Here is a 24187-nt window from a genome sequence, read left to right as displayed (position 1 = left end):
AGGAGCCATGACACAGGCGAGGCGAGCTGTCGTGATCGGCGGCGGAATCGGGGGCCTGACCGCGGCGGCCGCGCTGCACCGGCGCGGCTGGCAGGTCACCGTGCTGGAGCGCGCCCACTCACTGGAACCGGTCGGCGCCGCCATCTCCCTGGCTCCCAACTCCCTGCGCGCACTGGACGTCATCGGCCTCGGTGACGAGATCCGGGACCTCGCCGCCTGGGCGGGGGACGGCGGGCTGCGCACGCCCTCCGGACGGTGGCTGGCACGCTCCTCCGCCGACGCCGCAGCCGAGCGCTTCGGCGGCCCGCTCGTGCTGCTGCACCGCGCCACCCTCGTCGAGCACCTGGCCGCACAGCTCCCACCGGACGCCGTCCGCACGGCCGCCGCCGCGACGCTCGCCGACAGCGGCGGCCCCGACCGGCCCGCCCGCGTCACCACCGCGGACGGCGAGCTGGAGGCCGACCTGGTGGTGGGCGCCGACGGCATCCGGTCCGCCGTACGCCGCGCGCTCTTCCCCGGCCACCCGGGGCCCGTCTACTCCGGGTTCACCACCTGGCGGGTCGTGATCCCCGTCCCCGGCGTCGGCTTCGCCTCGCACGAGACCTGGGGCCGGGGCCGCATCTGGGGCACGCACCCGCTCAAGGACGGCCGCGTCTACGCCTACGCCGCCGCCGTGACACCCGCCGGAGGCCGCGCGCCCGACGACGAGAAGGCGGAGTTGCTGCGCCGCTTCGGCGACTGGCACGACCCGGTCCCCGCCGTGCTCGCCGCCGCCCGCCCCGAGGACGTACTGCGGCACGACGTCCACCACATCGCCGAACCCCTGCCCGCCTACCACCGCGGCCGGGCCGCCCTGGTCGGCGACGCCGCGCACGCCATGCCCCCGACCCTCGGCCAGGGCGGCAACCAGGCCATCGAGGACGCGATCGTCCTCGCCCACCACTGCGACGACCTCCCCGCCTACACCGCCGCCCGGCTGCCCCGTACGACCGCCGTCGCACGCCAGGCCGTGCGGGTCGCCCGCCTCAACCTCATGACCAGCCGCGCGGGGATCGCCGTACGCGACACCGCCATGGCCGCGCTCTCGAAGGCCGGACCCGCCCTGTTCCTGCGGGGCTTCGACGGCATCGCCGACTGGCGGCCTCCTCGGGGCACCGCCCGCTCGAGCGAAGCCGTCAGTGGGGGACGCCGTATGCTCCGAGCAGACCCCGGCAGGCAACCGCTAGAGGAGAACACCCCGTGAAGGTCGGCTGCATCGGACTCGGCGACATCGCGCAGAAGGCCTACCTTCCGGTGCTCGCCTTCCAGCCCGGGGTGGAGCTGCACCTCCAGACCCGCACGCCCGCCACGCTCGCCCGGGTCGCCGACGGCCTCCACGTCCCGCCGGAACGGCGGCACACCACCCTCGAATCGCTCCTCGCACCAGGCCTCGACGCCGCCTTCGTGCACGCGCCCACGATCGTGCACCCGGAGATCGTGACCCGGCTGCTGGAGGCGGGCGTACCGACGTACGTCGACAAGCCGCTCGCCTACGAACTCGACGCGTCCGCACGGCTCGTGGCGCTCGCCGAGGAGCGGGACGTGAGCCTCGCCGTCGGCTTCAACCGGCGTCAAGCCCCCGGCTACACGCAGTGCGCCGACCATCCGCGCGAGCTGATCCTGATGCAGAAGAACCGCATCGGGCTCCCGGAGGAGCCGCGCACGATGATCCTCGACGACTTCATCCATGTCGTCGACACCCTGCGGTTCCTGGTACCCGGCGAGATCGACGACGTCAGCGTGCGCGCCCGTGTCCGGGACGGCCTGCTGCACCACGTCGTGCTCCAGCTCGCCGGGGACGGCTTCACCGCGCTCGGCGTGATGAACCGGCTCAGCGGTTCGGCCGAGGAGATCCTGGAGGTGTCCGGGCAGGACACCAAGCGTCAGGTGATCAACCTCGCCGAGGTCGTCGACCACAAGGGGCAGCCGACCGTGCGGCGGCGCGGCGACTGGGTGCCGGTGGCCCGGCAGCGCGGGATCGAGCAGGCGGTGCTGGCGTTCCTGGACGCGGTGCGGGCGGGCAAGGTGCTCAGCGCCCGGGACGCGCTGGAGACCCATGAGCTGTGCGAACGGGTGGTACGCGCGGTTCAGGAGCAGAGCGCCTGAGCCGCAGCGTCCGTACGCCCTCGCCGGCGGCCCAGGCGGCGAGGATCAGCATGGCCGCGTGCACGGTCCAGTCGCCGAGGCGCACGTACGGCGTGGTGCCGTGGGCGAGCGGGATCTCGTAGACCTGCGTGGCGGACGCGTCCGTCCCGAGCCACGAGCCGACGCGCTCACCGCTCGGGCCGTAGACGGCGGAGACACCCGTCAGCGTCGCGTGCACCATCGGGCGGCCGGTCTCGGCGGCGCGCAGCGCGGCGAGCGACGCGTGCTGCTCGGGCGCCCAGCTCCGCTGGAACGTGGACGTCGACGACTGGCCGATCAGCACGTCGACGCCCTCCCGGGTGAGGTGGCGGGTCATGTCGGGGAAGGCCGTCTCGAAGCACACCATCGGGCCGACGCGCAGGTCGTCCCCCACGTTCATCACGACCGGCTGGGAGCCGCGCCTGCGGTCCTCGCCCGCCGCCTTGCCGACGGAGGAGGCCCAGCCGAGCAGGGAGCGGGCCGGGACGTACTCGCCGAAGGGGACGAGCCGCATCTTGTCGTAGCGCTCGCCCGTGAGACCGTCGGGCCCGGCCAGGACGGAGCTCTTGTAGATGCCGGGCTTGTCGGAGCGCCGGGCGTCCACGTTGACCAGGATGTCGGCGCCCGTCGCGCGGGACAGGCCGGCGAGCCGCCGGGCGAGGTCGGGCCGGTCCCCGAGGTCGAAGCCGACGCTGCTCTCGCCCCACACGATCAGGTCGAGGTCCTGTCCGGCGAGCCGGCGGGTGAGCTGCTCCTCGCGGGCGAACCGGCGGTCCGCGCTGTCCGGGCCGCCGACGACGCCCGGCTGTACCACGGCGATCCTGACCTGGCCGTCGACGGCGGGGCGGGGCGAGAGGGTCCAGGCGGCGGAGGTGGCGGCGGCCGTGGCGACGAGACCGGCCACGGCGGGCACGCGGGCCTGACGGACCGCGACGAGGACGGCGACCGCGACGTTGACGGCCACGACCAGGAAGCTGAGCAGCCACACCCCGCCGACCGAGGCCAGCCGCAGCGCCGGCTCGGCCTGCCACTGACTGGAGCCGAGCATGCCCCAGGGGCCGCCGAGGCCCTGCCAGGAGCGGACCAGCTCGGCGGCCAGCCAGCCGGACGGCAGGACGAGGAGAGCGGCCGCGATCCGCCGCCGCGAGGGCACGCCTGCCAGCAGCCGGTGGGCGAGCCATCCCCACAGGGCCCACAGGGCGCCGAGCAGCGCGGCGAGGACGAACGTGAACACGTGCAGGAAGGGCAGCAGCCAGTGGTGCATGGCCAGCATGAAGCCGAAGCCGCCGCACCAGCCGTCGTACGCCGCCCGTTTCCCGGTCGGCGCGGTGCGCACCAGCAGGATCCAGGGGACCAGGGCGACGTAGGCGCACCACCACAGGGACGGGGCGGGATAGGCGAGTACGGGAAGGGCGCCCGCGATCACGGCGGCGACCGAGCGCCGCCAAGGGGAGGCGAGCCAGTGGCCGAGCGTCTTCATAGGCGCCTCCTACCCCGTGGTGCCTCCAGTGTGCGCCCTGCGGACGATCTAGGGGGCGTTTTGAGAGTCCAAAGCACTGCCCAGCACAGAGGACGCCGGGTCAGTTGACCACAGGTGCCGTCCGCCGCTCGGGAAGGCGCCGCCACTTCTCCCGTACGACCACCTCGCTCAGCCGCCAGCCGTCGATCGTGCGCCGCAGCGCGAAGGCGTACCGGCCGCCGCACACGAAGTCGGGCGCGGGCCCTTCGGTGGCCATGGGGTTGACGTAGTCGGCCTGGACCCGGGCCGTGTCGCCGGTGTCCTGCTCCCAGACGCCGAAGCGCACCCGCCGGTTGACGATCAGGTGCTGTCGCACCGGGAACAGCCGCATGCTCTCCGCGAGCCACGCGGCGACCGCCGCGGCCTCCCCCTCGATGCCGCCGGCCGAGCGGTAGTCAGCCCGGCCCTGAGGGGCGAACAGTCCCCGGTACGCCTCCCAGTCACCGTCGTCGACCGCCATCGCGTAGTCGGTGATCACTTCGTCGACGGCCAGCCGGTCCCTCACGGTGGCGAGCTCCACACGCTGCGTCATCGGCTCAGTGTTGGGCATCGGAAGAGCGCAGCCAAGGGGTGCGCGTGATATTCGGTGGCCGGGGAGGGGTGCGGGGGATCACCCTGTCCTCCGTGAACGATCAGAACGAACCGAGATTCCGGATACGCGCCCGCCACACCGAGTCCACGATCACCGTCTACCAGGCCTACCGCCCGGAGATCGGCGGCCCCGCCGCCCGCCACGGCCGGTTCCCGTCGTCCTGGAAGCGCGACCGCATGACGTGGATCAAGCCGTCGTTCCTGTGGATGATGTACCGCTGCGGCTGGGGCACCAAGGAGGGCCAGGAAACGGTCCTGGCGGTCGAGATCAGCAGCGAGGGCTTTCTGTGGGCCCTGCACAACGCCTGCCTGTCCCATCATGTCCCCGCCCTGCACGGCGACCGGGCCGACTGGAAGCGGCAGTTGAGGCAGGCGCCGGCGCGGGTGCAGTGGGATCCGGAGCGGGATCTGCGTCTCGATCCGCTGCCGCACCGTTCGCTCCAGCTCGGGCTCGCGGGGGAGGCGGCGGCGCGGTACGCCGACGAGTGGATCGTGGGGATCGAGGACGTCACGCCGCTCGCTACGGAGGTCCATGCGCTGGTACGGGCGGGTCGACTCGATGCGGCCGCCGGGCTGTTGCCCGAGGAGCGGCCGTACCCCGTCGAGGACGAGGTGCTGGCGCGTCTGCGCGCCTAGGGGGTGCGGGCAGGGAGGACTCAGGCCGCCTTGACGACGGCGCCGCGGATCGCGGCCGCCCACTCGACGACCAGCAGCTCGTACTCCGCGCGCTCCTCGGCCGACAGGGTGCCGCCCGTGCGCCGCCAGAGCGCACGGATCTCCTCGTTGACCTCGGCAGCGGACCGCACGGAACCAGGGGTCAGGGAATCGGGGGACATGCGGACAAGCCTAGGGGCAGCCACTGACAGGCTGCCACCGGACGGCTGCCCCGGCCTTATGCGGTTGGTCACGAGACGCGGGTCACAGACCCGCCGGGTCAGCCCGCCGACTCGGCGGCGTGCGGGCTCAGCGCACCCATGCTGACCAGGACGATGATGACGATGCCCAGCGCGATGCGGTAGTAGACGAACGGCATGAAGCTCTTGGTCGAGATGAACTTCATGAACCAGGCGATCACCGCGTAGCCGACCGCGAAGGCGATGACCGTCGCGAAGATCGTCGGCCCCCACGAGACATGGCCGCCCTCCGTCGCGTCCTTGAGCTCGAACAGGCCGGAGGCGAGCACGGCGGGGATCGCGAGCAGGAAGGAGTAGCGGGCCGCGGCCTCGCGCTTGTAGCCCATGAACAGGCCGCCGCTGATGGTGGCGCCGGAGCGGGAGACGCCCGGGACGAGCGCCATGGCCTGGCAGACGCCGTAGATCAGGCCGTCCCGTACGCCCAGGTCCTCCAGGGCCTTGCGCTGCTTGGGAGCGCGGTGCCGGCCGCTTTTCTCGTCCCGTGCCGCGAGCCGGTCGGCGACGCCCAGGACGATGCCCATGCCGATCAGCATCGTCGCGGTGATCCGCAGGTCGCGGAACGGCCCCTCGATCTGGTCCTTCAGCGTCACGCCGAGCACACCGATCGGGATCGATCCGACGATGACCAGCCAGCCCATCCGCGCGTCGGGGTCGCTGCGCAGCTCCTTGTTCGTGAGCGAGCGCGTCCACGCCGAGATGATCCGCCCGATGTCCTTGCGGAAGTAGATCAGCACGGCGGCCTCGGTGCCGATCTGGGTGATCGCCGTGAAGGCCGCGCCGGGGTCCTTCCAGTCCAAGAAGGCCGCCGTCAGCCGCAGGTGCGCGCTGGAGGAGACGGGGAGGAACTCGGTCAGCCCCTGGACGAGTCCGAGGATGAGTGATTCGAACCAAGACATGAGGTAGCGGAGTCCAAGTGCCGATCGTGGAACGGACGACGGGCACGCCGGGCCGCCGGGTGCGATCGACCGGGGGATCAGGTGTGCCGAGGGGGAAGCGTAGCGCCCCCGGATGACCGCTTGGACACAGGGGTTTGACAGGTGCCCCGCGGCAGGGCGGAATCAGGCCGCTGTCGGCCCGGTCACCGTCCAGCCCGGCGCCTGGGGGTGGGCCCTGAGGTCCTCGTGGCGCACCTCGTCGCCGCAGGCCCGGCAGGTGACGACCGGGGCGAGCGCCCGGCCGCAGGAGTGCTCCACGACCATCGGACGGTCGCCGTCCGTCCGCAGATGGCGGTCGCCCCAGGCCATGAGGGTCATCAGCACCGGCTCCAGTTCCAGCCCGGCCCGGGTCGGCCGGTACTCGAAGCGCTGCGGGCGCTCGCTGTAGAGCTGCTTGACCAGGATCCCGGCGTCGACCAGCCGGCGCAGCCGCGCGGCGAGGATGTCGCGCGGAGCGCCGATGTTGCGCACCAGCTGGTCGAACCGGCCGTTGCCGAGACACACCTCCCGCAGCACGAGCAGGGAGTACTTCTCGCCCACCAGGGCCAGGGTGTCGGCGATGGAGCAGGGGCGCGGGTCTTTGCTGGCGGCCATGAAGCTCAGTCTAGGAGAGGGTTGGAATTTCCAACCCGGCGGGCTACGGTGAGTTTGGATTTCCTACTCGCCGGTAGTCGTGGAGGCCACACCATGCGTGACGCAGTCGTCGTCGAAGCCGTACGCACCCCGATCGGCAAGGGCAAGCCGAACGGCGCCCTCGCGCACGTCCACCCCGTGGAGCTCCTCGCCCACACCCTGCGCACCCTCGTCGAACGCTCCGGCGTCGACCCGTCGCTGATCGACGACGTCATCGGCGGCACCGTCGACCAGGTCGGCGAGCAGGCCATGAACACCACCCGCTACGCCGCCCTGTCCGCGGGCTTCCCGGAGTCGGTGCCCGCGACCACCGTGGACCGCCAGTGCGGCTCCTCCCAGCAGGCCGTGCACTTCGCGGCGCAGGGCGTCCTCTCGGGCGCGTACGACCTCGTCGTGGCCTGCGGGGTCGAGTCGATGAGCCGGGTGCCGATGTGGTCGAACGTGCCCGCGGGCAAGGACCCCTTCGGGCCCGGGATCGCCGAGCGCTACCCCGAGGGGCTCGTCCCGCAGGGCATCAGCGCCGAGCTCATCGCCGCCAAGTGGTCGATCGGCCGCGAGCAGATGGACGACTTCGCCGTCTCCTCGCACCGGAAGGCCGCGGCCGCCTGGGACGGCGGGCTCTTCGACGCCGAGGTCGCGCCCCTGGAGGGCGTCGCGCGCGACGAGTGCGTACGGCCCGGCAGCACCACCGAGATCCTCGCCGGCCTCAAGCCCGCCTACCACGACCCCGGCTTCGCCGAACGCTTCCCGCAGATCGAGTGGAACGTCACGGCGGGCAACGCGAGCCCGGTCAACGACGGGGCCTCCGCGGTTCTCATCACCTCCAGCGAGACCGCGGCCCGTCTCGGCCTGCGCCCGCTCGCCCGGCTGCACAGCTTCGCCGTCACCGGCTCCGACCCGCTGCTGATGCTCACGGGCGTCGTCCCGGCGACCGAGAAGGTGCTGCGCAGGGCGTCGCTGACCCTGGACGACATCGACCTGTTCGAAGTCAACGAGGCGTTCGCGGCCGTCGTACTGGCCTGGCAGCAGGAGACCGGCGCCGACCTCGCCCGGGTCAACGTGCACGGCGGCGCCATCGCGCTCGGCCACCCGCTCGGCGCGAGCGGCACCCGGCTGACGACGACGCTGGTGCACGCGATGCGCGAACGGGGCGCCCGGTACGCGCTCCAGACCATGTGCGAGGCGGGCGGGCTCGCCAACGCCATGGTGCTGGAACGAGTGTGAGCCGGGCCGGTGTAACGCTTCGTCAGAGCTGCCGCAGGCGGTGCCGCTTGCGCCAGGCCACCACCACGCCCGCCAGCGCGGGCAGGGCGATGCAGGCCAGGGCGATCAGGAAGGCGGGAGAGGTCGGGGTGGAGGCGCGGGCGCCGGCGACGACGTAGGCGGCGGTGTTCGGGATCGAGCCGAGGCCCGTGGCCAGCAGGAACGGCAGCAGGCCCATGCGGGAGACCGAGGCGCAGTAGTTCGACGCCCAGAACGGCACACCGGGGAACAGCCGCACCACCAGCATCGAGCGGAAGCCGTGCCGGCTGAGCTGGCCGTCCGCGGCCTTCAGCCAGCGCCCGCGCAGCAGCGGCCGCAGGGCGTCCTGGCCCAGCGCCCGCCCCAGGCAGAAGGCGATCCCGGCACCGAGCACCGTGCCCGCCAGCGCCACGCCGGTGCCCACCTGCGAACCGAACAGGGCCCCCGCCGCGAGGTTCAGCAGCGGCCTCGGCACGAACGCCACGGTGCACACGCCGTACGCCACCGCGAACACCACGGCCGCCATGGCTCCGCCGAGCTGTGGCGGCCAGCCCTGTGTGAGCAGCCGCTGCGGCTCGAACAGCAGGACCCCGCAGGCACCGGCGGCGAGCAGTGCGACGAGCAGGGACAGCCGCGACCACGGAGAGAGCAGAACTCTGGTGCAGCGAGCGGCGAAACCGGTGGGCGGGACGGGCGAGGCGGTCGTTGCCGAGGGGACGGCGACGGCGAGCTCCGCGGTGCTGGCCCGGGGAGAGGCCGTGGCGGTGCCCCCAGAGCGGGTGGTGGCATCGAGCATCCGGTGACACTAACCGACAAATGTGTGTGATCGCCGTATGGTTCGTCTCACGAGCGTCACAGGTGCCCGGGCGCAACCCCCGGCGCGGACCCCCGGGGCGGGCCCGCCGGGCGGGCCCGAAAACCATTCGACGTGCGGTAAAGCGTCGGCAATGATCTGTCCCATGTTCCGGCACGCCTTCACCCTCGCAGCATCCGTGGTCACGGATGCCCCGAAGGCTGCCGTCGCCGCTCTCACGGCCGTTGCCGACGGCGCCCGAAGCTGACCCTCTCCGGTTCCTCCGGCGGACCCCGCAAGGGGAGGGTCGGGAAGTCCTCGGGGTCCCACTCCATGACTAGACGCTTCGAGGTACAGCCATGTCCAAGACGGCCTACGTCCGCACGAAACCGCATCTCAACATCGGCACGATGGGTCATGTCGACCACGGCAAGACCACCCTCACGGCCGCCATCACCAAGGTCCTCGCCGAGCGCGGCACCGGCACGTTCGTGCCGTTCGACCGGATCGACCGGGCACCCGAGGAGGCGGCGCGCGGCATCACCATCAACATCGCGCACGTCGAGTACGAGACCGACACGCGGCACTACGCGCACGTCGACATGCCGGGCCACGCCGACTACGTCAAGAACATGGTCACCGGCGCCGCGCAACTGGACGGGGCGATCCTCGTCGTCTCCGCGCTCGACGGGATCATGCCGCAGACCGCCGAACACGTGCTGCTCGCCCGGCAGGTGGGCGTCGACCACATCGTGGTAGCCCTCAACAAGGCCGACGCGGGGGACGAGGAGCTGACCGACCTGGTCGAGCTGGAGGTGCGCGACCTGCTCACCGCGCACGGCTACGGCGGTGACTCCGTACCCGTGGTGCGCGTCTCGGGACTGAAGGCGCTGGAGGGGGACCCGCGCTGGACGGCCTCGATCGAGGCGCTGCTCGACGCGGTGGACACGTATGTGCCGATGCCGGAGCGGTATCTGGACGCGCCGTTCCTGCTGTCCGTGGAGAACGTGCTGACCATCACCGGCCGGGGGACCGTGGTGACCGGTGCCGTGGAGCGGGGCACGGTGCGGGTCGGGGACAAGGTCGAGGTGCTCGGGGCGGACCTGGAGACCGTGGTGACCGGGCTGGAGACCTTCGGCAGGCCGATGGAGGAGGCGCAGGCGGGGGACAACGTGGCGTTGCTGCTGCGGGGGGTTCCCCGGGATGCGGTCCGGCGGGGGCACGTGGTGGCCGCGCCGGGGAGTGTGGTGCCCAGTCGCCGCTTCACGGCCCAGGTGTATGTGCTGTCCGCGCGTGAGGGCGGGCGTACGACGGCCGTCTCCAGCGGGTACCGGCCGCAGTTCTACATCCGCACGGCGGATGTGGTGGGGGACGTCGACCTCGGCGAGGTGGCTGTGGCCCGGCCCGGGGACACGGTGGTCATGACCGTGGAGCTGGGGCGGGAGATGCCGTTGGAGCCGGGGCTCGGGTTCGCCATTCGTGAAGGTGGCAGGACTGTGGGGGCGGGGACCGTGACCGTGGTGGGTTGAGGTGGTGGGGGACTGCGGGCCGCAGAGGGCTGGTCGCGCAGTTCCCCGCGCCCCTGGGGGCGTTGTCCCCACGCACAATGGAGGGGTGAAGGACTCCATTCCCATCGCCCGATCCGTCGAACACGGGTTCGCCAAGCTCATGCCCGACATCGACCGGGAGCGGGCCTGGTTGCTCACCGTCGACGGGGCGCCGCAGTCGTACGTCGATCTGGACGATCCCACGCACCTGGAGTTCGAGTACGCGCGGCGGCTCGGGCGCGTGCTGGACGTCGTGGGTGAGCCGGGGCGTGCGCTGGATGTCGTGCATCTCGGGGGTGGGGCGCTCACGCTGCCCCGGTACGTGGCCGTGACCCGGCCGGGGTCCCGGCAGGACGTCGTCGAGGCCGATCGGGGGCTGCTGGAGCTGGTGGCCGAGCAACTGCCGTTGCCACAAGGGGCCAGGGTCGCGCTGCACGCGGCGGACGCCCGGGAGTGGCTGGAGAACGCCGCCGGGGACTCGGCCGACGTGATCGTCGCCGATGTGTTCGGCGGCTCGCGGGTTCCGGCGCATCTCACGTCCGTCGCCCATGTCCGGCAGGCCGCGCGGGTCCTGCGGGGGAGTGGGGCCTACCTCGCCAACCTCCCCGATGCGGCGCCGTTCGACTTCCTGCGGTCGCAACTCGCCACCCTGGCCACCGCCTTCGAGGAACTCGTGCTGATCGCCGAGCCGGGCGTGCTGCGTGGGCGGCGCTTCGGGAACGCGGTGCTCGTGGCCGGGCACGAGCCTGTCGACGTCGCCGCCCTGGCCCGGCTCATGGCCGCCGACGCGTTCCCGGCCCGGGTCGAACACGGCGCCGTGCTGCGGGAATTCGTCGGGGACGCGCGGGCGGTGCGGGACGAGGACGCCGTGCCGTCACCGGTGCCCCCCGACGGGGCGTTCGGTATCGGCTGACGCTTGTTCCGTGCCGCCCCGGGCCACCGGTGTGGCGGGAGACGACACGGGCCGGCGGGGGCTCCGGGCGGAGGCGGTTCCGGATGGGCGGGGAATGTCACCGGCCGGCCTTCGCCGCCGGGAGCCCGTCCTGCCGAACCGTTTGCGCGGCGTCCCGAGAGTCCGGTGAGCCGGGCCCGCCTCCTGCCGGGGCGGGCCCGTTCGGCTTCCGGGTCAGCCTCCGGTCGGCTCCCCGTGCAGCCGGACCGTGCTGAGGATCTTCATAATGGTCTCCTTGGGCACCTCGCCCTTGACGCCCTTGGCCCCGTAGAAACTCCACGCGACGAAGTCGCCCGCCGAGTTCTTGAAGCCGAACGTGACCGCCTTGCCGTCGCTCGCGCACTTGCCCTTGTCGGGCGTGTTCTCCGACCACGCCCAGGCGACGCTGCCCTTCACGCCAGCGGCGGTGGTGTAGGGCTTGGCCTTGTCCTCGGTCTTGACGCTCTTCTTGTCAGGCTGCGTGTAACCGCCGAACACCCACCAGGCCACCTGGTTGAGCGCGACCTCATCGGTGTTCTTGGCGCCGTCCGCACCCTTGGTGCCCGCTCCGGCCAGGGACTCGGTCTCGGTCCTGCCGTCCTTGTTCTCGTCGCTCGTGCACCACTCGGACTTGTAGAACGCCGGCGCCGACATGACGATGAGCGGCTTGGCGTCGTCGGACTTCTCGTCCTCGAAGCCGACGGACGACGTCGGGGAGGCGATCTCCCAGTCCGCCGGGACGTCGAAGGCCGTGCCCCACTTGGGGTTGATCACGACCTTCCAGCCCTTGACCGTGGCCTTCTCCTCCTCGCCGCCGCGGGGGTTGTCGCCCGTGGCGGGTGCGCTCGGCTCAGCGGACGGGCTCGCGGGCGCTGTGTTCTTCTTGCTTCCGCCCTTGCCGCCGTCCGCCGTGTCGTCCTTGTCGCCGCCCAGCACCAGGAAGCCGGTGACACCGGCCGCCACGACGACCGCCGTGGCGGCGATGATAGCGACCAGCTTGGTCCGGTTGCCGCCGCCACCGCCCTGCGGGGGCTGCGGCGCGCCGGCCTGCCCGGGGGCACCCCACTGCGGCTGCTGTCCGTAGGGGTTGGGCTGCTGCGGATAGCCCGGCTGCTGATACGGATTCGGCTGCTGGTACCCCGGCTGCTGATACGGGTTGTTCGCTTGCGGGTTCTGCTCGCCCCCGGGCGGCTGCTGTCCTGGCCACATGGGCAGCCACCCTAGCCGCGCTCCGGACACGATTCGGTCACCGCCCGTGGACGGAGACGTAGCAACCCGGGAACGGACCGGCGCGGACGGCGGAGGCGGGAACCGGTGCGGCGGTCGTCACACGGGCCTGGTCACCCGTCTCTACTCGTGAGTAACATGCGGCCATGAGCGCAGACCAGATGTCCATCGGCGAGATGCTCGCCGCCACGGTGCCCATGGCCCGGACCCTGAACCTCGAGTTCCTCGAGACGACGCCGGAGCGGGCGGTGGTGTCCCTGCCGGACCAGGGCGAGTACCACAACCACGTGGGCGGGCCGCACGCCGGGGCGATGTTCACACTCGGCGAGTCCGCGAGCGGGGCGATCGTGCTGGCCGCGTTCGGGGACCAGCTCTCGCGTGCCGTGCCGCTGGCCGTCAGTGCCGAGATCTCCTACAAGAAGCTGGCGATGGGGGCGGTCACCGCCACCGCGACCCTCGGTCGTCCGGCCGCCGACGTCGTCGCGGACCTGGACGCCGGTGAGCGTCCCGAGTTCCCGGTCGCCATCGCCATCCAGAGGGCCGATGGTGCGGTGACCGGTGAGATGACCGTCGTGTGGACGCTGCGTCCCAACGGCTGACGGTTTGACCTTGAAGAATGCTGCTCCCTGACGCTCGCGCCAGCCCGTCAGGGAGCATTCAGGGAGATCTTTTAGGAATCGCCCGCGAACCACGCGTCCATGGCCGCCCGGCCGCGGCCGTCCGCCTCGGGCATCATGTGCGCGTAGATCTTCAGCGTGATCGAAGGATCCGAGTGGCCCATCCACTTGGACACCGACACCACCGACTCACGCGCATGCAACTGCACCGAGGCGAAGGTGTGCCGAAGGGCATGGAACCCGTCCTCCGGCGCCGCCGCGTACTTGGTGTTGCCGCGAGCCCTACGCGCCCTCTCCTCGTCTGTGCGCGCAGCCTTCGGCGGCGGAGGGGGGATCACCCCCGCCTCAACGAGGGCCCGCTTCCACGGGCCCTCGTTGAACACGCCCCGGCGCAGAGCGCCTTTCTGGCGTTCGCCCGTCACCAGCAGCCGATGCGTCTGCGGGGCCCGCTCGGCGGTTTGCTTCGCGTTCTCCGGCGTCGCCGGGTCACCCCAGGGCAGTGTCACCGCCACGGGAGGGAACCGTTCGGCGTGCTCCGCGATCCGCTCAGCCAGATGCTTGGGCAGAGGCACCGTTCGCGTCTTCCCGCCCTTCGGCAGGGAGTAGACCAAGCGGCTTCTGACGATGCGAACCTGACGGCGCACATGGATGACATCAGCGTCGGTGTCGACGTCGTCAACGGACAGACCCAACACCTCGCCCTGCCGGAGGCCGGCGCCGACGCCGAGGTCCACCATCACTCTGAAGCGTTCATCCAGCCCCTCGCGCACAGCCATGACGCGCTCCCTGGTCCATGCCCGCGCCTTGCGTTCGGGCTTGGAAGGCGGCCTGACGGTCTTGGCCAGGCAAGGGTTGCGCGGGATGCGCTCGTCATCGACAGCCGCCTCCAGGATGGACGACAGAGTCCCCCAGGATTCGATGATCGTGGCTGGCCCGTACCGTTCATCCAGGTCGGCGAGGTACTTGCGGAGTTGCGGGACCTTGATGGCGTTCAGGTGAAGGGCGCCGAGGTAGGGCACGATCCGGTTGTCGATGCGGCTCTTGACGGTCTGTAGCGTGCCAGGGTCGCCGGTCTTGGTCGGCCAGTACTCCTGAGCGATGTACTCAGCCAGCGGGATGTCGCCGTCACGGTGGTCAACGAACTCACCGCGGAGGAGCTCAGTCTGGACCTTGGCCTTCCACGTCTCGGCGTCGGCCTTCCGGTCGAAGGACCGTTTACGGACGCCGGGGATGCCGCAGACCCGGTACCTCTTGCACTTCTCGTATAGGTCAGTCTTGACCCGCGTGGGCCGCTTCTTCGGGTCCTCCGGGTCGGGTGGCCCCTTCTTGTACCAGCGGTCCTCGATGTACCCGGGCAACGTGGCCCCCGTTCACTTACACGTGGCTCATGGGTGGCGGAGAGTTGTCAATGATCTCACCGCCGAACAGTTGGAACCAGCGACCTCCGTCAAGTTGGTCCTTGGTGACGGGGTTCATGGCGGCAGCGAACTGCTCGACGGTTTGGCCGGCGCCGATGTAGACGCGCACGACGCCCCTGCCTTCTCCTATGCCGACGCCGTCGGGTACGTCGTCCTTCAGGATGTAGCGGATGCGGAGCGGGCAGCCGGGCGTGGCGCGGGAGACGATCTCATCTCCGTACAGTTGGAACCAGTGGCCGGCCGCCATGAACTCATCGATCTCTATGTTGAGTTGCCGAACCACGTCGGCGAGGGGCTCGTTCTTGTCGAGGCGGACGCGTATCCGCCCCCTGTCTTCGTCGATCTTCGCCAGTCTTCCCGGCGGCAGGTCTTCGACGGCTTCGTAGGCCACGTCGAGCATGCGTCCTCCCCAGGTGCAACGGTGCACTCCGAGCCAGAACGGCCAGAAGTGCACTGTTGGTGAAGCCTACGTCTACAGGGAGTCGCCGACAATCGGTCGTGGAAATATCTACTTGTGGACATTGCCGATCGGTTTGCAGGGAGCTTCTGGCTATTCGGCTACTCGCCGGCCTCTCGCCGCGCCCGCTCCTCCGCCTCGATCATGTAGCGCCAGCGGCGCAAGTCCTCTGGGCTCTTGCCGGCCAGGTGCCCGACGATGATGCGAACCTCGGCGTCGTACCCCGCCAACTCTGTCGCCTCGTACTGGAGCCACTGTTCCGCTGCGGCCTCCCGGACGCGGTTGGCCGGCTTGCCGAGTGCGTGGGCGATGGCGGTGAGTTGCTTGGCGGAGGGAGGGTTCGCTGGCGGGTTCTTCACGATCCGTTGCAGGTACGCCTTCGAGACGGATTCGCCCGTGTTGCCCTTGTTGGCCCGGTCGGCGATGCGTTGGTAGGAGTCGCCCTTGTCGAGTGCTTCCTGGATGAGCTGGGAGAGCGCGCCGATAGGCGACGACTGCTCGGCCGCGCCTTGGTCAGGGGCGGGGGCCGCTGCCGTCATGTCCTCTTCCTCTCGCGTCACTTTCGCACCGACTGTCTCTGGTTGGTGTTGGAGGGCGCCGGAAAAATAGCAGGTCACCCTGTACAACCTTCCCGCCTCGGAGACGGAGCGTCTACAGAAGCATGCTATCCAGCCACAACCTTTGCCAATACCGGTCGGTCACCTCGTCCGGATTGGTAGACGATTCGTCTCTGTCGTGCTTAACTCGTCTCATCAAGGCCGCTCCGCATCCGGGGGAACCATTGAGTCGTAGATACACGCTGAAGAGCGCCCAGATATTCAAGTGGGTCATGAAAAACCCAGGTCGGGGCGCCCCCTACGGATACGACAGCCTGGCCGAGGCCAGCGGCTGCGGGTCCGGCCTCATCGAAAAGCTCGCCACCGGGCGACAGAAGACCGCCGACATGGAAGACGCCCACTCCCTCGTGGAGGCCCTCGGTGTCGCCGTGCTGGTCCTCTTCGCGCCCAGCGCGTCTCCAGAACTGGACGACGCGTCTCCCGAAGAGCCCCCCACCAAGAAGGAGTAAAGACGTGTACAGGAAGGGTCCCAAGCCCAAGCCCCCGAAGGGCTGCCTCTGGATCGAGGGCGCCGCCGAATACCTCGGCCTCGAGCCCAACACGCTCCGCAAGTGGCGCCTCACCGGCAAGGACAAGGCCCAGGGCATGCCCAGCTTCAAGGTCGGCGGATACGTCGCCTACAAGGTGTCCGACCTGGACGCCTACCTCGAAGGCCAGTACCAGGCCGCAGTCGCCCCCGACGCCGACCGCGTCCACGAGTCCCGCCCGCCGGAGCCGCGCATGTCGCGCAGGCCGGCCCGCGCCGCCGCCTGAGCGGCAAAGAGGCCGCCCCCCGAACGGCCAAGCACGGGGAACGGCCTTGATCCACACCACCAGAACGCAGAGAACAGGAGCGTGGACCTTGTCCACCATCTTCCCATCCACCCCGCCGCTGGTCATCGAGCCGCTCCCGGCCCGGGTGCGTAGCTTCGCCGCCCGGCACATGCCGAAGCACGTCCTCAAGGCCGAGTGCCTCATGGACGTTGCCCGCCGCGAACTGCGCCGCCCCTGTGACCCGCTGTCCGTCGAGGACATGGGCGACCGCGAGGACGTCATCGCGATGCACCGTGCCGCCGACAAGGTCGTTTCGTCGAACCCGGAGCGCATGGGCTCCTACCTGAGGAGCCTCTCGTGACCGACTACCCCGAGATCGCGGCCCGCTTCGCCCGCGACACCGCCAAGCACGAGATGACCGTCCTCCTCGACGACGGCCTGTACCGGCACCTGCGGTTCATGAACCCGAAGAACAGCGAGTACTGGTTCGAGATCGTCACCTGGCCCGGGTCCCTGGCCGTGCGCGGCGACGTCGGCGACGGCTACGTCTTCACCCGCCTGAACGACATGTTCGAGTTCTTCCGCAGCGACCGCCGGTGGGGAATCAACCCGCACTACTGGGCCGAGAAGCTCGGCGGCGGCCGGCGCTCGGTGAAGGAGTACTCCGAGGCGCGGCTGCGGCAGCTGGTCGTCGAGCGCTTCGTCGAGGACGCCCGCTACAACGGCGTCCCGGCTGGAACCGGCAAAGCGCTCCGCACCTGGGTGCTCAACGAGGACCTGAGCGATGAACATCAGGCGCGCAACGTCATGGAGGACTTCGCCCACCTCGGCTACGAGTTCCGCGACGACGTGTGGGAGTGGGACTTCCACGATTACGACGACAGCTTCCTGTGGTGCTGCTACGCGATCCAGTGGGGCATCGCCCAGTACGACACCGCCCGGAAGGCGGTGGCCGCGTGAACGCCGACGAGTTCAACGCCCTGTACGAGGTCGGCACTCCGGTGGTCGCCTACCCGAGCATCCGCCCGGAGCACCCGGTGGCGGTCGCCTACCAGCAGCGCGTAAGGGACGGCCGTTGCTTCGGGACCACGGATCCGTGCCGACGGCTGGTGACCAGGACCCGCACCCCGGCATGGACGCTGGGGCATGCCGCACCGGTCGTGTCCGTCGACGGCTACGCGGGCGGCATCATCCTGGAGCACGTCGACGTGATCTCGGAGGACGAGTTCGCGAAGGCCCGCGCCGAGGAGACGGCCGCCGCTGTGGCCGCCCAGGGTGCGCTGCCGGTGCCGGTCGGCGACCAGCCCCAGCCGCTCGACGACCAGCGGCTCGCGGAGATCGCGGCCCGCGTCGACGCCGCCAGTCAGGGTCCGTGGAAGGTGTGCGAGGACTACAGCGACGTCCTCGACGGCGACGGCCACCAGATCGTCAGCCACTTCCACGACGCCGACGGCCAGTTCACCGCCCACGCCCGCCAGGACGTCCCCGCCCTGCTGGCCGAAGTCCAGCGGCTCAACGCGGAACTGGCCAAGTACGTCGGCAACGAGCCGACGCTGGCTGAGGAGATGGAGTACCTCTCCCGCTGCCTCAACGCTGTGCGTGACCTCTGCGACGCCACCGAGAAGCAGGCCACCAAGTGGGAGAACCCCCTGCCTGTACCCGAGTGGGTCGAGCAGGTCCGTGCCGCCACCGACGGCGTGCGTCCTGACGACCCGAACGACAACCGGCACCGCATCTTCGTCGACGGCAAGGGCAACGGCTGGATCTCCGTCTGCAGCGACGAGGGCACCGAATGGGTAGTCCCGATCCAGCCCGCAGCGCACGTCGAGCAGGACGTCAAGGACATCGCTGACGAGACCGGCTCCTTGCGCGAGATCGGCAGGTGCTGGTGATGGCCACCGTCGCCGATCCCCGCCCGCTGGCGGACCTGGAGCAGGACGCTCTCGCCCGCGTCGAGGAGGAGTTCGCGCGTCGCGCCCGAGGCGCTCGCCCGTGGACGCCCGCCGAGTACGTCGACCGCATCGAGCAGGTCCACGTCCGCTACAACCACCGCCGCCAGTGGCTGCGCACCCACGAACAGGAGACGGCCTCATGAGCACGTACCTGCACGACGGGATCGTCTTCGACCTGAACGTCCCGCACCTCGACGTCACCGGCGTCGAATGGCGCTGGATCGGCGTCCGCACCGAGACGGGCGAGCCGCTGATGCAGGCCATGCCGGACAGCTCGACCCCGATCCCGCTGCCCGACGTGTACGCCATGCACGGGCCCCTCATCCCCGCCCCCCGACCCACCACCGCCGCCATGTACCGGCGAGTCCTGGAGGCGTCGTGACGATCACCGACCTGATCCCCGCCCTGAAGGGCCACGGCCGGCGCCGCGCCGTCGACGAGGTGGAGCGGCTGCGGGAGCGCGAGCAGCAGCTGGAGACCGCGCTCGGCGCAGCGGGTGACGAGGTGGCGCTGCTGCGCTGGGACCTCACCGTCGCCCACGAGCAGCTCGTCGAAACGCAAGAGCTCGTGGTCACCCAGCTGGCGAACCTCGACGACCTGCGCGCCGAGAACGACCAGCTCGCCGAGGAGAACACCGCGTTGAAGACCCGCTTCGGCGCCCAGCTCGCCGCCGAGGCGAACGCCCACCGGATCACCGTGCCGCGCGGAGTGCGCCCGATCGACGGGCCCGAGGACCAGGCGACGGAGCCGATCGACGTCCGCCCCTTGTGGGACGCCCTCGACATCCGGCCCGTCACCGACCCGGGCCGCATCGCCTGACCCATCTCCCATAGCGGCCGCGTCGAGCGACCCCCAGCGCTCCGCGGCACACAAGGCGGCTCGCCCCGCACCCACCCCCCTGGCCGGGGCGAGCCGCCGCCAATCAGCACACCCGAAAGCAGGAGACATGAGCACCGAAACCACCGCAATCCCGGCCGAGGTGGCCGCGCACGTCCTGTCCCACTTCGGCCGCGGCGGCTACCCGGCCGGCGACTGGTCCGAGTCCCTCATCACCCTCATCGACCGTGCCGACATGATCAACCGGGCCAAGCTCCTCGCCGCGTTCCCCGACTACGGGGCCGCGGTCCTGCTCGCCAAGTACGACGAGGAGGGCATCGACAAGCTCAAGCGGGCCGCCCGGCTGGTCTGCATCCGCTGCGGCGACGAGGACGGCCCGTTCGCTGGGGCGCCCCGCCAGCCGCTGTGTGAGCCGTGCGCCCGCCCGATGCCCCTGGACGGCGTCGCATGACCGCGGCGGTCGAGGTTCAGCCCGGCCTGTACGACATCGACGCCGAGCTCTACCACAGCGACCCGATCCCCGGCGGCAGCCTGTCCTCCACCGGCGCCCGCCGCCTCGCCGACTGCCCCGCCCGCTTCAAGCACTTCCTCGACCACCCCGAGCCCTACAAGCCCGAGTTCGAGTTCGGCACGGCGGCGCACACCGTGATCCTCGGCAACGGCCCCGAGCTCGTGGTCGTCGACGAGAAGCGCTGGGACACCAACGAGACCAAGGCCCGCGTCGCCGCCATACGGGCGGCCGGCAAGGTGCCTCTCAAGCCCGAGGCGCGGCAGCGGATCGACGATATGGCCGAGGCTCTCGCGTCCCACCCCGAGGCGTCCGACCTGCTCACCCCGGGCAGCGGCCTCGCCGAACAGTCGATCTTCTGGGAAGAGGACGACATCTGGCGGCGCAGCCGCATCGACTGGCTCCGCCCCGAAGAGATCGTCGACTACAAGTCCGCCCGGTCCGTGCACCCCGACTACCTGCAAAAGGCCGTGCAGGACTACGGCTACCACCAACAGGACGACTTCTACCGGCGCGGCGCCATCCACCTCGGCCTCATCCCGCCGGACGGCTCGTTCAAGTTCATCTTCCAGGAGAAGCAGCCGCCCTACCTGGTGACCGTCGTCGAACTCGACTTCCCCGCCCGCGTCATCGGCGGCGAACTCAACGACCGCGCCTTCTGGACCTACGCCATGTGCCGACAGGCCGGCCACTGGCCCGCCTACAGCGAAGGCATCACCTACCTCTCGCTCCCCCCGTGGGTGGAGCGCAAGTACGCCCAGGAGAACTCGTGACCCAGCTTCCCCCGCCCGTCCGCACGGGCCGCCCGGCCGCCGAGCAGAACGGCGCCCCCAACCAGTTCGCCTTCCGCCCCGCCTCCAAGGCCGGCCGCAAAGCCCGCCTGTCCATCCAGGGCCTGTCCGGCTCCGGCAAGACCTGGACCGGACTCGGCATCTCCCACGGCCTGTCCGAGGGCCGCAAGTTCGCTGTCATCGACACCGAGAAGGGGGCGGCCAGCCTCTACGCCGGGATCGGCGGCATCCAGTTCGACACGCTGGCCATGGACCGCTACGACCCCCGCGACCTCGCCCGCGCCCTCGACGCCGCCGCCCAGGCCGGCTACCCGACCGTGTTCGTCGACAGCCTCTCCCACTTCTGGAAGGGCACCGACGGCACCCTCGACCAGGTCGAGAAGGCCAGCAGCCGGTACGGCGGCAACAAGTTCGCCGGCTGGAAAGACGGCACTCCCCTCCAGAACGACATGGTCGCCGCGATCCTCGCCTACCCCGGCCACGTCGTCGCCTCGATGCGCTCCTACACCGAGTGGGTCCTGGAGAACGGCAAGCCCAAGCAGGTCGGCACCCGGCCCGAGCAGCGCAAGGGCATCGAGTACGAGTTCGACGTCGCCGTCGCGATGGACATCGACAACCGGCTCGAAGTCCTCAAGTCCCGCTGCCCCGGCCTGAACCGCAAGGTCATCGACCGCCCCAACGGGGCCCGCGACATCGCCGCCCCGCTCCTCGCCTGGCTCGCCGCCGAGCCCGAGACCACCACCGAGCAGTAGCCCGCACACGCCGAAGCCGCCCCGCGGGCAGTGCGGGGCGGTCTCCAACCCGACAAGGAAACCACGCCATGAAGGCACTCACCGTTCGCCAGCCCTGGGCCGGAGCCATCGCCCACCAGACGAAGTGCGTCGAGAACCGCTCCTGGAAGCTACCCACCAAGCATGAGGGCGCCCGCATCCTCATCCACGCCGGAGCCCAGCCCGACCGCCACGCGCAGGTGTATGGCGACCACCTCGACGTGTACTCCGCGGTCGTCGCCGTCGCCACCATCGCAGGCTGCCACTTCGACAACGGCAACCAGGTCTGCTGCAGCTACTGGGCCCAGCCCAACCTCTACCACTGGGAGCTCGCCGACGTCGTCACCCTGCCGGAGCCGGTGCCCGCCAAGGGCGCGCTCGGCTTCTGGACGCCAGCCGAGGACTTGCTGGCTGCCGTCGAGCAGCAGCTCCAGGCGGTGACCCGATGACACAGCAGCTGCAGATCCCGATGGAGCCGCCGCAGGGCACGGTGTCCCCGGCCGCCGCCGAGGCCGCCAAGCAGGACGGCATCGCCCGCGCCACCGCGAACACCCCGCCCGACTGGGCGACCGCCTGCCGCGCCGCGATAGAGCTCATGGCCCGCCGCGGCGCTCCGTTCCAGGCCGCCGACCTCATCGCCGAGGGCCTCGTCGACGAACCCGACCACCCCGCCCGCTGGGGGGCCGCGTTCATGGCCGCCGCGAAGGCTGGGGTCATCGAGCACGCCGGCGTCGTCCAGTCCGCCCGCGCCACCGTCCACCGCAGCCTCTGCCGCCAGTGGACCGGCACCGCCGCCTACCGGACGGCGGTCGCCTCGTGAGCCTCGCCTGGATCGTGCCCGCCGTCCTCGCCCCCGGCGCCGTCATGGCCGCCCGCAGCCTCTGGCGCGAGCGCCGCCACCTCCCCGCCGCGGCCGACAACCTGCCGCCCGCCGACACCACCGACCTGTGGACCTGCCGCCGCATCAACGCACTGCCCACCGCCACCCGGAAGGAGAAGCCGTGACCACCGCCGTCCGCGAAGCCCCCCACCACCGCAACCTCACCTGCGTCAAGGAGTACCGCTGCCGGCGGCCTGCCTGCCTCCGGCGTTCCGCCGACTACGACCGCAACCGCAACCGGCTCGTCGCCTACGGCCGCTGGCAGCCCCTCGTCGACGCCGAACCCGTCCGCCAGCACATTCGAATGCTGTCCAGCTATGGCATCGGCTGGCAGCGCGTGTGCCGCCTCGCCGGTGTCGCCAACGGCTGCATCTCCAAGATCCTGTACGGTGCCCCGCACGAAGGCCGCGGCCCCACCAAGCGGGTCCGCACCACCACGGCTGACAAGATCCTCGCCGTCAAGCCGTCTCTCGACCACGTCGCACCCAGCGCCCGCGTCGACGGCACCGGCACCCGACGCCGCCTCCAGGCCCTCGTCGCCAACGGCTGGCCGCAGATGCGCCTGGGCCGCGAGCTCGGCATCAAGCACCACCGGCTGATCTGGGATCAGGTCCGCAAGGACGTGGTTTCCGGCGACACCGCGCGCAAGGTGCGCGACCTGTATGAGCGGCTGTGGAACGTGGACCCGGCGACCCGCGGCGTCAGCCTGCGATACATCGCGCAGGCCAAGCAGATCGCCGTCACCAACGGCTGGGCGCCGCCCGCCGCCTGGGACGACGACTACATCGACAGCCCCGCCGCCGCGCCCGACCTCGGCGAGCACGTCGACCGGTACACGGCCATCGCCGAAGACGCCCGCTGGCTCATGAGCACCCAGGGTTACACCGTGGCGCAGGCCGCCCACCGGCTCGGCATCACCAAGGACCACCTCTACCGCGCCTTCTCGCAGCGGCCTGAGACGAACGAGGCGGTGGCCGCATGAACGGGACCCGTGTCGGCGCCGGCAACCGCGGGCGCCTCTACGCCTCCACCACCGACACCTTCGACGAGCAGGCCGACCTCGACTACATCGCCATCGAGTACGCCCTCAACGGCGAGCCGGTGAAGCTCACCGTCGCCGAGAAGATCCATGCAGCGCGGATCCTCGACGGCCGCGGTTACAGCGACAAGGCCATCGGCGAACGAGTCCGCTCCGACACTTCCACCATCGCCAGCTGGCGCGACAACGGGTGGAAGCCCGGCGGCACCCACCCCAAAGCCCGGAAGCGGGAACCGCGGCCGGAGCCGAAGTGCGGTGAGCCGCGCATGTACCGGCGTCACCTGAGGAACGGCGAGGCCCCCTGCGACGCCTGCCGCGCGGCCAACGCCGCCGCCGACCGCCGCTACCGCCTCACCGGCAGCCAGAAGGCCGCCGCGTGACCGGCCGCTGCCGGCCGCGCGCCGGACCCTGACCCGCCACACCCCGACCGTCCGTCCGTGACTGCCAGGAAGAAGAAGCCCGATGCCTTCTCGGTTCGAGTTTGAGCGCGCCATCAGGCGCAGCGGTCTGCCGCCTCTGGCGCGACTGCTTGCCCTGACGGTCGCCACCTGGGCCGACACCGAGACCGGTCGCATCGCCATCCGCCACCAGCCGGCCCAGTCGGTGCTGCTTGAGGCCACCGGGCTGTCGAAGTCCGCATTCCTCTCGCACCGAAAGACCCTGCTGGAGGAGGGCTGGCTTCAGTGCAAGTCCCCGGAGCGGATCAAGGCCCAGAAGGAGCATGCCCAGAATGTCTATTCCATTCACATTCCGGACGGTAAGGCTGGGTCGCCTGGCGACCTAGCTAAAACGGACAAGCCCGGTAAGTCCGACAAGGCTAGGTCGCCAGGCGACCTAGCCAAGCCCGACAAGTCGGACACGGCTGGGTCGCCAGGCGACCGTGCCCAAGAGGGCGAAGTCGGATATGCCCCGGTAAGGCTAGGTCGCCAGGCGACCACAAGAGTCTTTCCTTCCTCTAGTACCTCCTCCTCACCTACCGGGGACGGAGAGCAGGCAGGCAACGAGGAACGGATCCCAGACGCCTTCGCCTACTGCCAGCCCCTCATCAAGGCC

33 protein-coding genes are annotated in these 24187 nt (G+C 70.7%); 23 read left to right on the top strand and 10 right to left on the bottom strand.

Features of this window, described 5'->3' with window-relative positions; genetic code table 11:
- The first annotated feature begins 7 nt into the window (after window positions 1–7).
- Both CP976_RS07560 and CP976_RS07555 read left to right on the top strand, forming a co-directional pair.
- Window positions 8–1243, top strand: coding sequence for an FAD-dependent oxidoreductase (locus CP976_RS07560; RefSeq protein WP_150479645.1), 1236 nt, complete (start codon window positions 8–10; stop codon window positions 1241–1243).
- Window positions 1240–2145, top strand: coding sequence for a Gfo/Idh/MocA family protein (locus tag CP976_RS07555; protein ID WP_150479644.1), 906 nt, complete (start codon window positions 1240–1242; stop codon window positions 2143–2145). The genes CP976_RS07560 and CP976_RS07555 overlap by 4 nt, the downstream gene beginning before the upstream one ends.
- On the opposite strand, the gene lnt is transcribed toward CP976_RS07555, so the two are convergent.
- Together lnt and CP976_RS07545 are read right to left on the bottom strand one after the other, a co-directional pair.
- Window positions 2069–3643, bottom strand: a complete 1575-nt coding sequence (gene lnt, locus CP976_RS07550; RefSeq protein ID WP_150479643.1) for an apolipoprotein N-acyltransferase — start codon at window positions 3641–3643, stop codon at window positions 2069–2071. The two genes, CP976_RS07555 and lnt, sit on opposite strands and share 77 nt — an antisense overlap.
- A gap of 100 nt (window positions 3644–3743) precedes the next feature.
- Window positions 3744–4214 (bottom strand): nuclear transport factor 2 family protein, encoded by a 471-nt coding sequence (locus CP976_RS07545; RefSeq protein WP_150479642.1) that lies wholly within the window; start codon window positions 4212–4214, stop codon window positions 3744–3746.
- Between the two features lie 92 nt (window positions 4215–4306).
- On the opposite strand from CP976_RS07545, the gene CP976_RS07540 reads away from it, so the two are divergent.
- Window positions 4307–4909, top strand: coding sequence for a DUF4291 domain-containing protein (locus tag CP976_RS07540; RefSeq protein ID WP_150479641.1), 603 nt, complete (start codon window positions 4307–4309; stop codon window positions 4907–4909).
- A gap of 20 nt (window positions 4910–4929) precedes the next feature.
- Here CP976_RS07540 and CP976_RS07535 read toward each other — a convergent pair whose 3' ends face one another.
- The 3 genes from CP976_RS07535 to CP976_RS07525 form a co-directional block, all read right to left on the bottom strand.
- Window positions 4930–5109: a hypothetical protein gene (locus tag CP976_RS07535; RefSeq protein ID WP_150479640.1), complete on the bottom strand. Its 180-nt coding sequence runs from the start codon at window positions 5107–5109 to the stop codon at window positions 4930–4932.
- A 98-nt stretch (window positions 5110–5207) separates the two neighbouring features.
- Window positions 5208–6083 (bottom strand): undecaprenyl-diphosphate phosphatase, encoded by an 876-nt coding sequence (locus tag CP976_RS07530; protein WP_150479639.1) that lies wholly within the window; start codon window positions 6081–6083, stop codon window positions 5208–5210.
- A 162-nt stretch (window positions 6084–6245) separates the two neighbouring features.
- Window positions 6246–6716, bottom strand: a complete 471-nt coding sequence (locus tag CP976_RS07525; RefSeq protein WP_150479638.1) for a winged helix-turn-helix transcriptional regulator — start codon at window positions 6714–6716, stop codon at window positions 6246–6248.
- 93 nt (window positions 6717–6809) lie between these two features.
- Here CP976_RS07525 and CP976_RS07520 point away from each other — a divergent pair, with 93 nt between their 5' ends.
- Entirely contained in the window at window positions 6810–7979 is a 1170-nt protein-coding gene (locus CP976_RS07520; protein WP_150479637.1) for a thiolase family protein, read from the top strand.
- A gap of 22 nt (window positions 7980–8001) precedes the next feature.
- Here the strand turns inward: CP976_RS07520 and CP976_RS07515 are convergent, their stop codons facing one another.
- Window positions 8002–8793, bottom strand: a complete 792-nt coding sequence (locus tag CP976_RS07515; protein WP_150479636.1) for a TVP38/TMEM64 family protein — start codon at window positions 8791–8793, stop codon at window positions 8002–8004.
- Between the two features lie 356 nt (window positions 8794–9149).
- Between CP976_RS07515 and tuf the strand changes: the two genes are divergently transcribed.
- Window positions 9150–10319 (top strand): elongation factor Tu, encoded by a 1170-nt coding sequence (tuf, locus tag CP976_RS07510; RefSeq protein ID WP_150479635.1) that lies wholly within the window; start codon window positions 9150–9152, stop codon window positions 10317–10319.
- A 139-nt stretch (window positions 10320–10458) separates the two neighbouring features.
- Complete coding sequence (locus CP976_RS07505) at window positions 10459–11250, top strand: spermidine synthase (protein WP_373304899.1); 792 nt, start codon at window positions 10459–10461, stop codon at window positions 11248–11250.
- A 213-nt stretch (window positions 11251–11463) separates the two neighbouring features.
- On the opposite strand, the gene CP976_RS07500 is transcribed toward CP976_RS07505, so the two are convergent.
- A complete protein-coding gene (locus CP976_RS07500) occupies window positions 11464–12477 on the bottom strand; it encodes a DUF8017 domain-containing protein (RefSeq protein WP_150479633.1) in 1014 nt (337 codons plus the stop codon).
- Between the two features lie 164 nt (window positions 12478–12641).
- On the opposite strand from CP976_RS07500, the gene CP976_RS07495 reads away from it, so the two are divergent.
- Entirely contained in the window at window positions 12642–13094 is a 453-nt protein-coding gene (locus CP976_RS07495) for a DUF4442 domain-containing protein (protein ID WP_190146973.1), read from the top strand.
- 71 nt (window positions 13095–13165) lie between these two features.
- Here CP976_RS07495 and CP976_RS07490 read toward each other — a convergent pair whose 3' ends face one another.
- From CP976_RS07490 to CP976_RS07480, 3 genes are all read right to left on the bottom strand, one after another.
- Window positions 13166–14470: a tyrosine-type recombinase/integrase gene (locus CP976_RS07490; RefSeq protein ID WP_150479632.1), complete on the bottom strand. Its 1305-nt coding sequence runs from the start codon at window positions 14468–14470 to the stop codon at window positions 13166–13168.
- Between the two features lie 16 nt (window positions 14471–14486).
- The gene (locus tag CP976_RS07485; RefSeq protein WP_150479631.1) at window positions 14487–14930 is read right to left on the bottom strand and encodes a hypothetical protein; all 444 of its coding nucleotides are present in this window, start codon (window positions 14928–14930) and stop codon (window positions 14487–14489) included.
- A gap of 158 nt (window positions 14931–15088) precedes the next feature.
- On the bottom strand, window positions 15089–15526 hold the full coding sequence (locus CP976_RS07480) for a hypothetical protein (protein ID WP_150479630.1): 438 nt from the start codon (window positions 15524–15526) through the stop codon (window positions 15089–15091).
- A gap of 290 nt (window positions 15527–15816) precedes the next feature.
- On the opposite strand from CP976_RS07480, the gene CP976_RS07475 reads away from it, so the two are divergent.
- From CP976_RS07475 to CP976_RS07400, 16 genes are all read left to right on the top strand, one after another.
- Window positions 15817–16053 carry a hypothetical protein gene (locus CP976_RS07475; protein ID WP_150479629.1) on the top strand — a complete coding sequence of 79 codons (237 nt, stop codon included), beginning with the start codon at window positions 15817–15819 and terminating at the stop codon, window positions 16051–16053.
- Between the two features lie 4 nt (window positions 16054–16057).
- A complete protein-coding gene (locus CP976_RS07470) occupies window positions 16058–16357 on the top strand; it encodes a helix-turn-helix domain-containing protein (protein ID WP_150479628.1) in 300 nt (99 codons plus the stop codon).
- 88 nt (window positions 16358–16445) lie between these two features.
- On the top strand, window positions 16446–16718 hold the full coding sequence (locus tag CP976_RS07465; RefSeq protein WP_150479627.1) for a hypothetical protein: 273 nt from the start codon (window positions 16446–16448) through the stop codon (window positions 16716–16718).
- A complete protein-coding gene (locus CP976_RS07460) occupies window positions 16715–17317 on the top strand; it encodes a hypothetical protein (RefSeq protein ID WP_150479626.1) in 603 nt (200 codons plus the stop codon). Before CP976_RS07465 ends, CP976_RS07460 begins: the two co-directional genes overlap by 4 nt.
- On the top strand, window positions 17314–18249 hold the full coding sequence (locus CP976_RS07455; RefSeq protein WP_150479625.1) for a hypothetical protein: 936 nt from the start codon (window positions 17314–17316) through the stop codon (window positions 18247–18249). The genes CP976_RS07460 and CP976_RS07455 overlap by 4 nt, the downstream gene beginning before the upstream one ends.
- The gene (locus CP976_RS07450; protein ID WP_150479624.1) at window positions 18249–18452 is read left to right on the top strand and encodes a hypothetical protein; all 204 of its coding nucleotides are present in this window, start codon (window positions 18249–18251) and stop codon (window positions 18450–18452) included. Before CP976_RS07455 ends, CP976_RS07450 begins: the two co-directional genes overlap by 1 nt.
- Window positions 18449–18691, top strand: coding sequence for a phiSA1p31-related protein (locus tag CP976_RS07445; RefSeq protein WP_150479623.1), 243 nt, complete (start codon window positions 18449–18451; stop codon window positions 18689–18691). Before CP976_RS07450 ends, CP976_RS07445 begins: the two co-directional genes overlap by 4 nt.
- A complete protein-coding gene (locus tag CP976_RS07440; RefSeq protein WP_150479622.1) occupies window positions 18688–19128 on the top strand; it encodes a hypothetical protein in 441 nt (146 codons plus the stop codon). Before CP976_RS07445 ends, CP976_RS07440 begins: the two co-directional genes overlap by 4 nt.
- A 127-nt stretch (window positions 19129–19255) precedes the next feature.
- Window positions 19256–19597 (top strand): hypothetical protein, encoded by a 342-nt coding sequence (locus CP976_RS07435; RefSeq protein ID WP_150479621.1) that lies wholly within the window; start codon window positions 19256–19258, stop codon window positions 19595–19597.
- Window positions 19594–20427, top strand: a complete 834-nt coding sequence (locus CP976_RS07430; RefSeq protein WP_150479620.1) for a PD-(D/E)XK nuclease-like domain-containing protein — start codon at window positions 19594–19596, stop codon at window positions 20425–20427. The genes CP976_RS07435 and CP976_RS07430 overlap by 4 nt, the downstream gene beginning before the upstream one ends.
- Complete coding sequence (locus tag CP976_RS07425) at window positions 20424–21197, top strand: ATP-binding protein (RefSeq protein ID WP_150479619.1); 774 nt, start codon at window positions 20424–20426, stop codon at window positions 21195–21197. Before CP976_RS07430 ends, CP976_RS07425 begins: the two co-directional genes overlap by 4 nt.
- Window positions 21198–21265: 68 nt before the next feature.
- The gene (locus CP976_RS07420) at window positions 21266–21664 is read left to right on the top strand and encodes an ASCH domain-containing protein (RefSeq protein ID WP_150479618.1); all 399 of its coding nucleotides are present in this window, start codon (window positions 21266–21268) and stop codon (window positions 21662–21664) included.
- Window positions 21661–22035: a hypothetical protein gene (locus CP976_RS07415; RefSeq protein WP_150479617.1), complete on the top strand. Its 375-nt coding sequence runs from the start codon at window positions 21661–21663 to the stop codon at window positions 22033–22035. Before CP976_RS07420 ends, CP976_RS07415 begins: the two co-directional genes overlap by 4 nt.
- Window positions 22032–22220, top strand: a complete 189-nt coding sequence (locus CP976_RS07410) for a hypothetical protein (protein ID WP_150479616.1) — start codon at window positions 22032–22034, stop codon at window positions 22218–22220. Before CP976_RS07415 ends, CP976_RS07410 begins: the two co-directional genes overlap by 4 nt.
- Complete coding sequence (locus CP976_RS07405) at window positions 22217–23077, top strand: hypothetical protein (RefSeq protein ID WP_150479615.1); 861 nt, start codon at window positions 22217–22219, stop codon at window positions 23075–23077. The genes CP976_RS07410 and CP976_RS07405 overlap by 4 nt, the downstream gene beginning before the upstream one ends.
- Window positions 23074–23514: a hypothetical protein gene (locus CP976_RS07400; RefSeq protein WP_150479614.1), complete on the top strand. Its 441-nt coding sequence runs from the start codon at window positions 23074–23076 to the stop codon at window positions 23512–23514. Before CP976_RS07405 ends, CP976_RS07400 begins: the two co-directional genes overlap by 4 nt.
- The last annotated feature ends 673 nt before the right edge of the window (window positions 23515–24187 follow it).

The sequence above is a fragment of the Streptomyces coeruleorubidus genome (assembly GCF_008705135.1).
GTDB lineage: Bacteria > Actinomycetota > Actinomycetes > Streptomycetales > Streptomycetaceae > Streptomyces > Streptomyces coeruleofuscus.
The sequence above is the reverse complement of the archived record's forward strand: the minus strand, read 5'-3'. Positions and strand labels throughout refer to the sequence as shown.

Coding starts and splice junctions, on each gene's coding strand:
- CP976_RS07560 (WP_150479645.1), top strand. CDS start 8: ATGACACAGGCGAGGCGAGCTGTCGTGATCGGCGGCGGAATCGGGGGC.
- lnt (WP_150479643.1), bottom strand. CDS start 3,643: ATGAAGACGCTCGGCCACTGGCTCGCCTCCCCTTGGCGGCGCTCGGTC.
- CP976_RS07545 (WP_150479642.1), bottom strand. CDS start 4,214: ATGACGCAGCGTGTGGAGCTCGCCACCGTGAGGGACCGGCTGGCCGTC.
- CP976_RS07535 (WP_150479640.1), bottom strand. CDS start 5,109: ATGTCCCCCGATTCCCTGACCCCTGGTTCCGTGCGGTCCGCTGCCGAG.
- CP976_RS07530 (WP_150479639.1), bottom strand. CDS start 6,083: ATGTCTTGGTTCGAATCACTCATCCTCGGACTCGTCCAGGGGCTGACC.
- CP976_RS07525 (WP_150479638.1), bottom strand. CDS start 6,716: ATGGCCGCCAGCAAAGACCCGCGCCCCTGCTCCATCGCCGACACCCTG.
- CP976_RS07520 (WP_150479637.1), top strand. CDS start 6,810: ATGCGTGACGCAGTCGTCGTCGAAGCCGTACGCACCCCGATCGGCAAG.
- CP976_RS07515 (WP_150479636.1), bottom strand. CDS start 8,793: ATGCTCGATGCCACCACCCGCTCTGGGGGCACCGCCACGGCCTCTCCC.
- tuf (WP_150479635.1), top strand. CDS start 9,150: ATGTCCAAGACGGCCTACGTCCGCACGAAACCGCATCTCAACATCGGC.
- CP976_RS07505 (WP_373304899.1), top strand. CDS start 10,459: ATGCCCGACATCGACCGGGAGCGGGCCTGGTTGCTCACCGTCGACGGG.
- CP976_RS07500 (WP_150479633.1), bottom strand. CDS start 12,477: ATGTGGCCAGGACAGCAGCCGCCCGGGGGCGAGCAGAACCCGCAAGCG.
- CP976_RS07495 (WP_190146973.1), top strand. CDS start 12,642: ATGAGCGCAGACCAGATGTCCATCGGCGAGATGCTCGCCGCCACGGTG.
- CP976_RS07485 (WP_150479631.1), bottom strand. CDS start 14,930: ATGCTCGACGTGGCCTACGAAGCCGTCGAAGACCTGCCGCCGGGAAGA.
- CP976_RS07480 (WP_150479630.1), bottom strand. CDS start 15,526: ATGACGGCAGCGGCCCCCGCCCCTGACCAAGGCGCGGCCGAGCAGTCG.
- CP976_RS07475 (WP_150479629.1), top strand. CDS start 15,817: ATGAAAAACCCAGGTCGGGGCGCCCCCTACGGATACGACAGCCTGGCC.
- CP976_RS07450 (WP_150479624.1), top strand. CDS start 18,249: ATGGCCACCGTCGCCGATCCCCGCCCGCTGGCGGACCTGGAGCAGGAC.
- CP976_RS07445 (WP_150479623.1), top strand. CDS start 18,449: ATGAGCACGTACCTGCACGACGGGATCGTCTTCGACCTGAACGTCCCG.
- CP976_RS07435 (WP_150479621.1), top strand. CDS start 19,256: ATGAGCACCGAAACCACCGCAATCCCGGCCGAGGTGGCCGCGCACGTC.
- CP976_RS07430 (WP_150479620.1), top strand. CDS start 19,594: ATGACCGCGGCGGTCGAGGTTCAGCCCGGCCTGTACGACATCGACGCC.
- CP976_RS07420 (WP_150479618.1), top strand. CDS start 21,266: ATGAAGGCACTCACCGTTCGCCAGCCCTGGGCCGGAGCCATCGCCCAC.
- CP976_RS07415 (WP_150479617.1), top strand. CDS start 21,661: ATGACACAGCAGCTGCAGATCCCGATGGAGCCGCCGCAGGGCACGGTG.
- CP976_RS07400 (WP_150479614.1), top strand. CDS start 23,074: ATGAACGGGACCCGTGTCGGCGCCGGCAACCGCGGGCGCCTCTACGCC.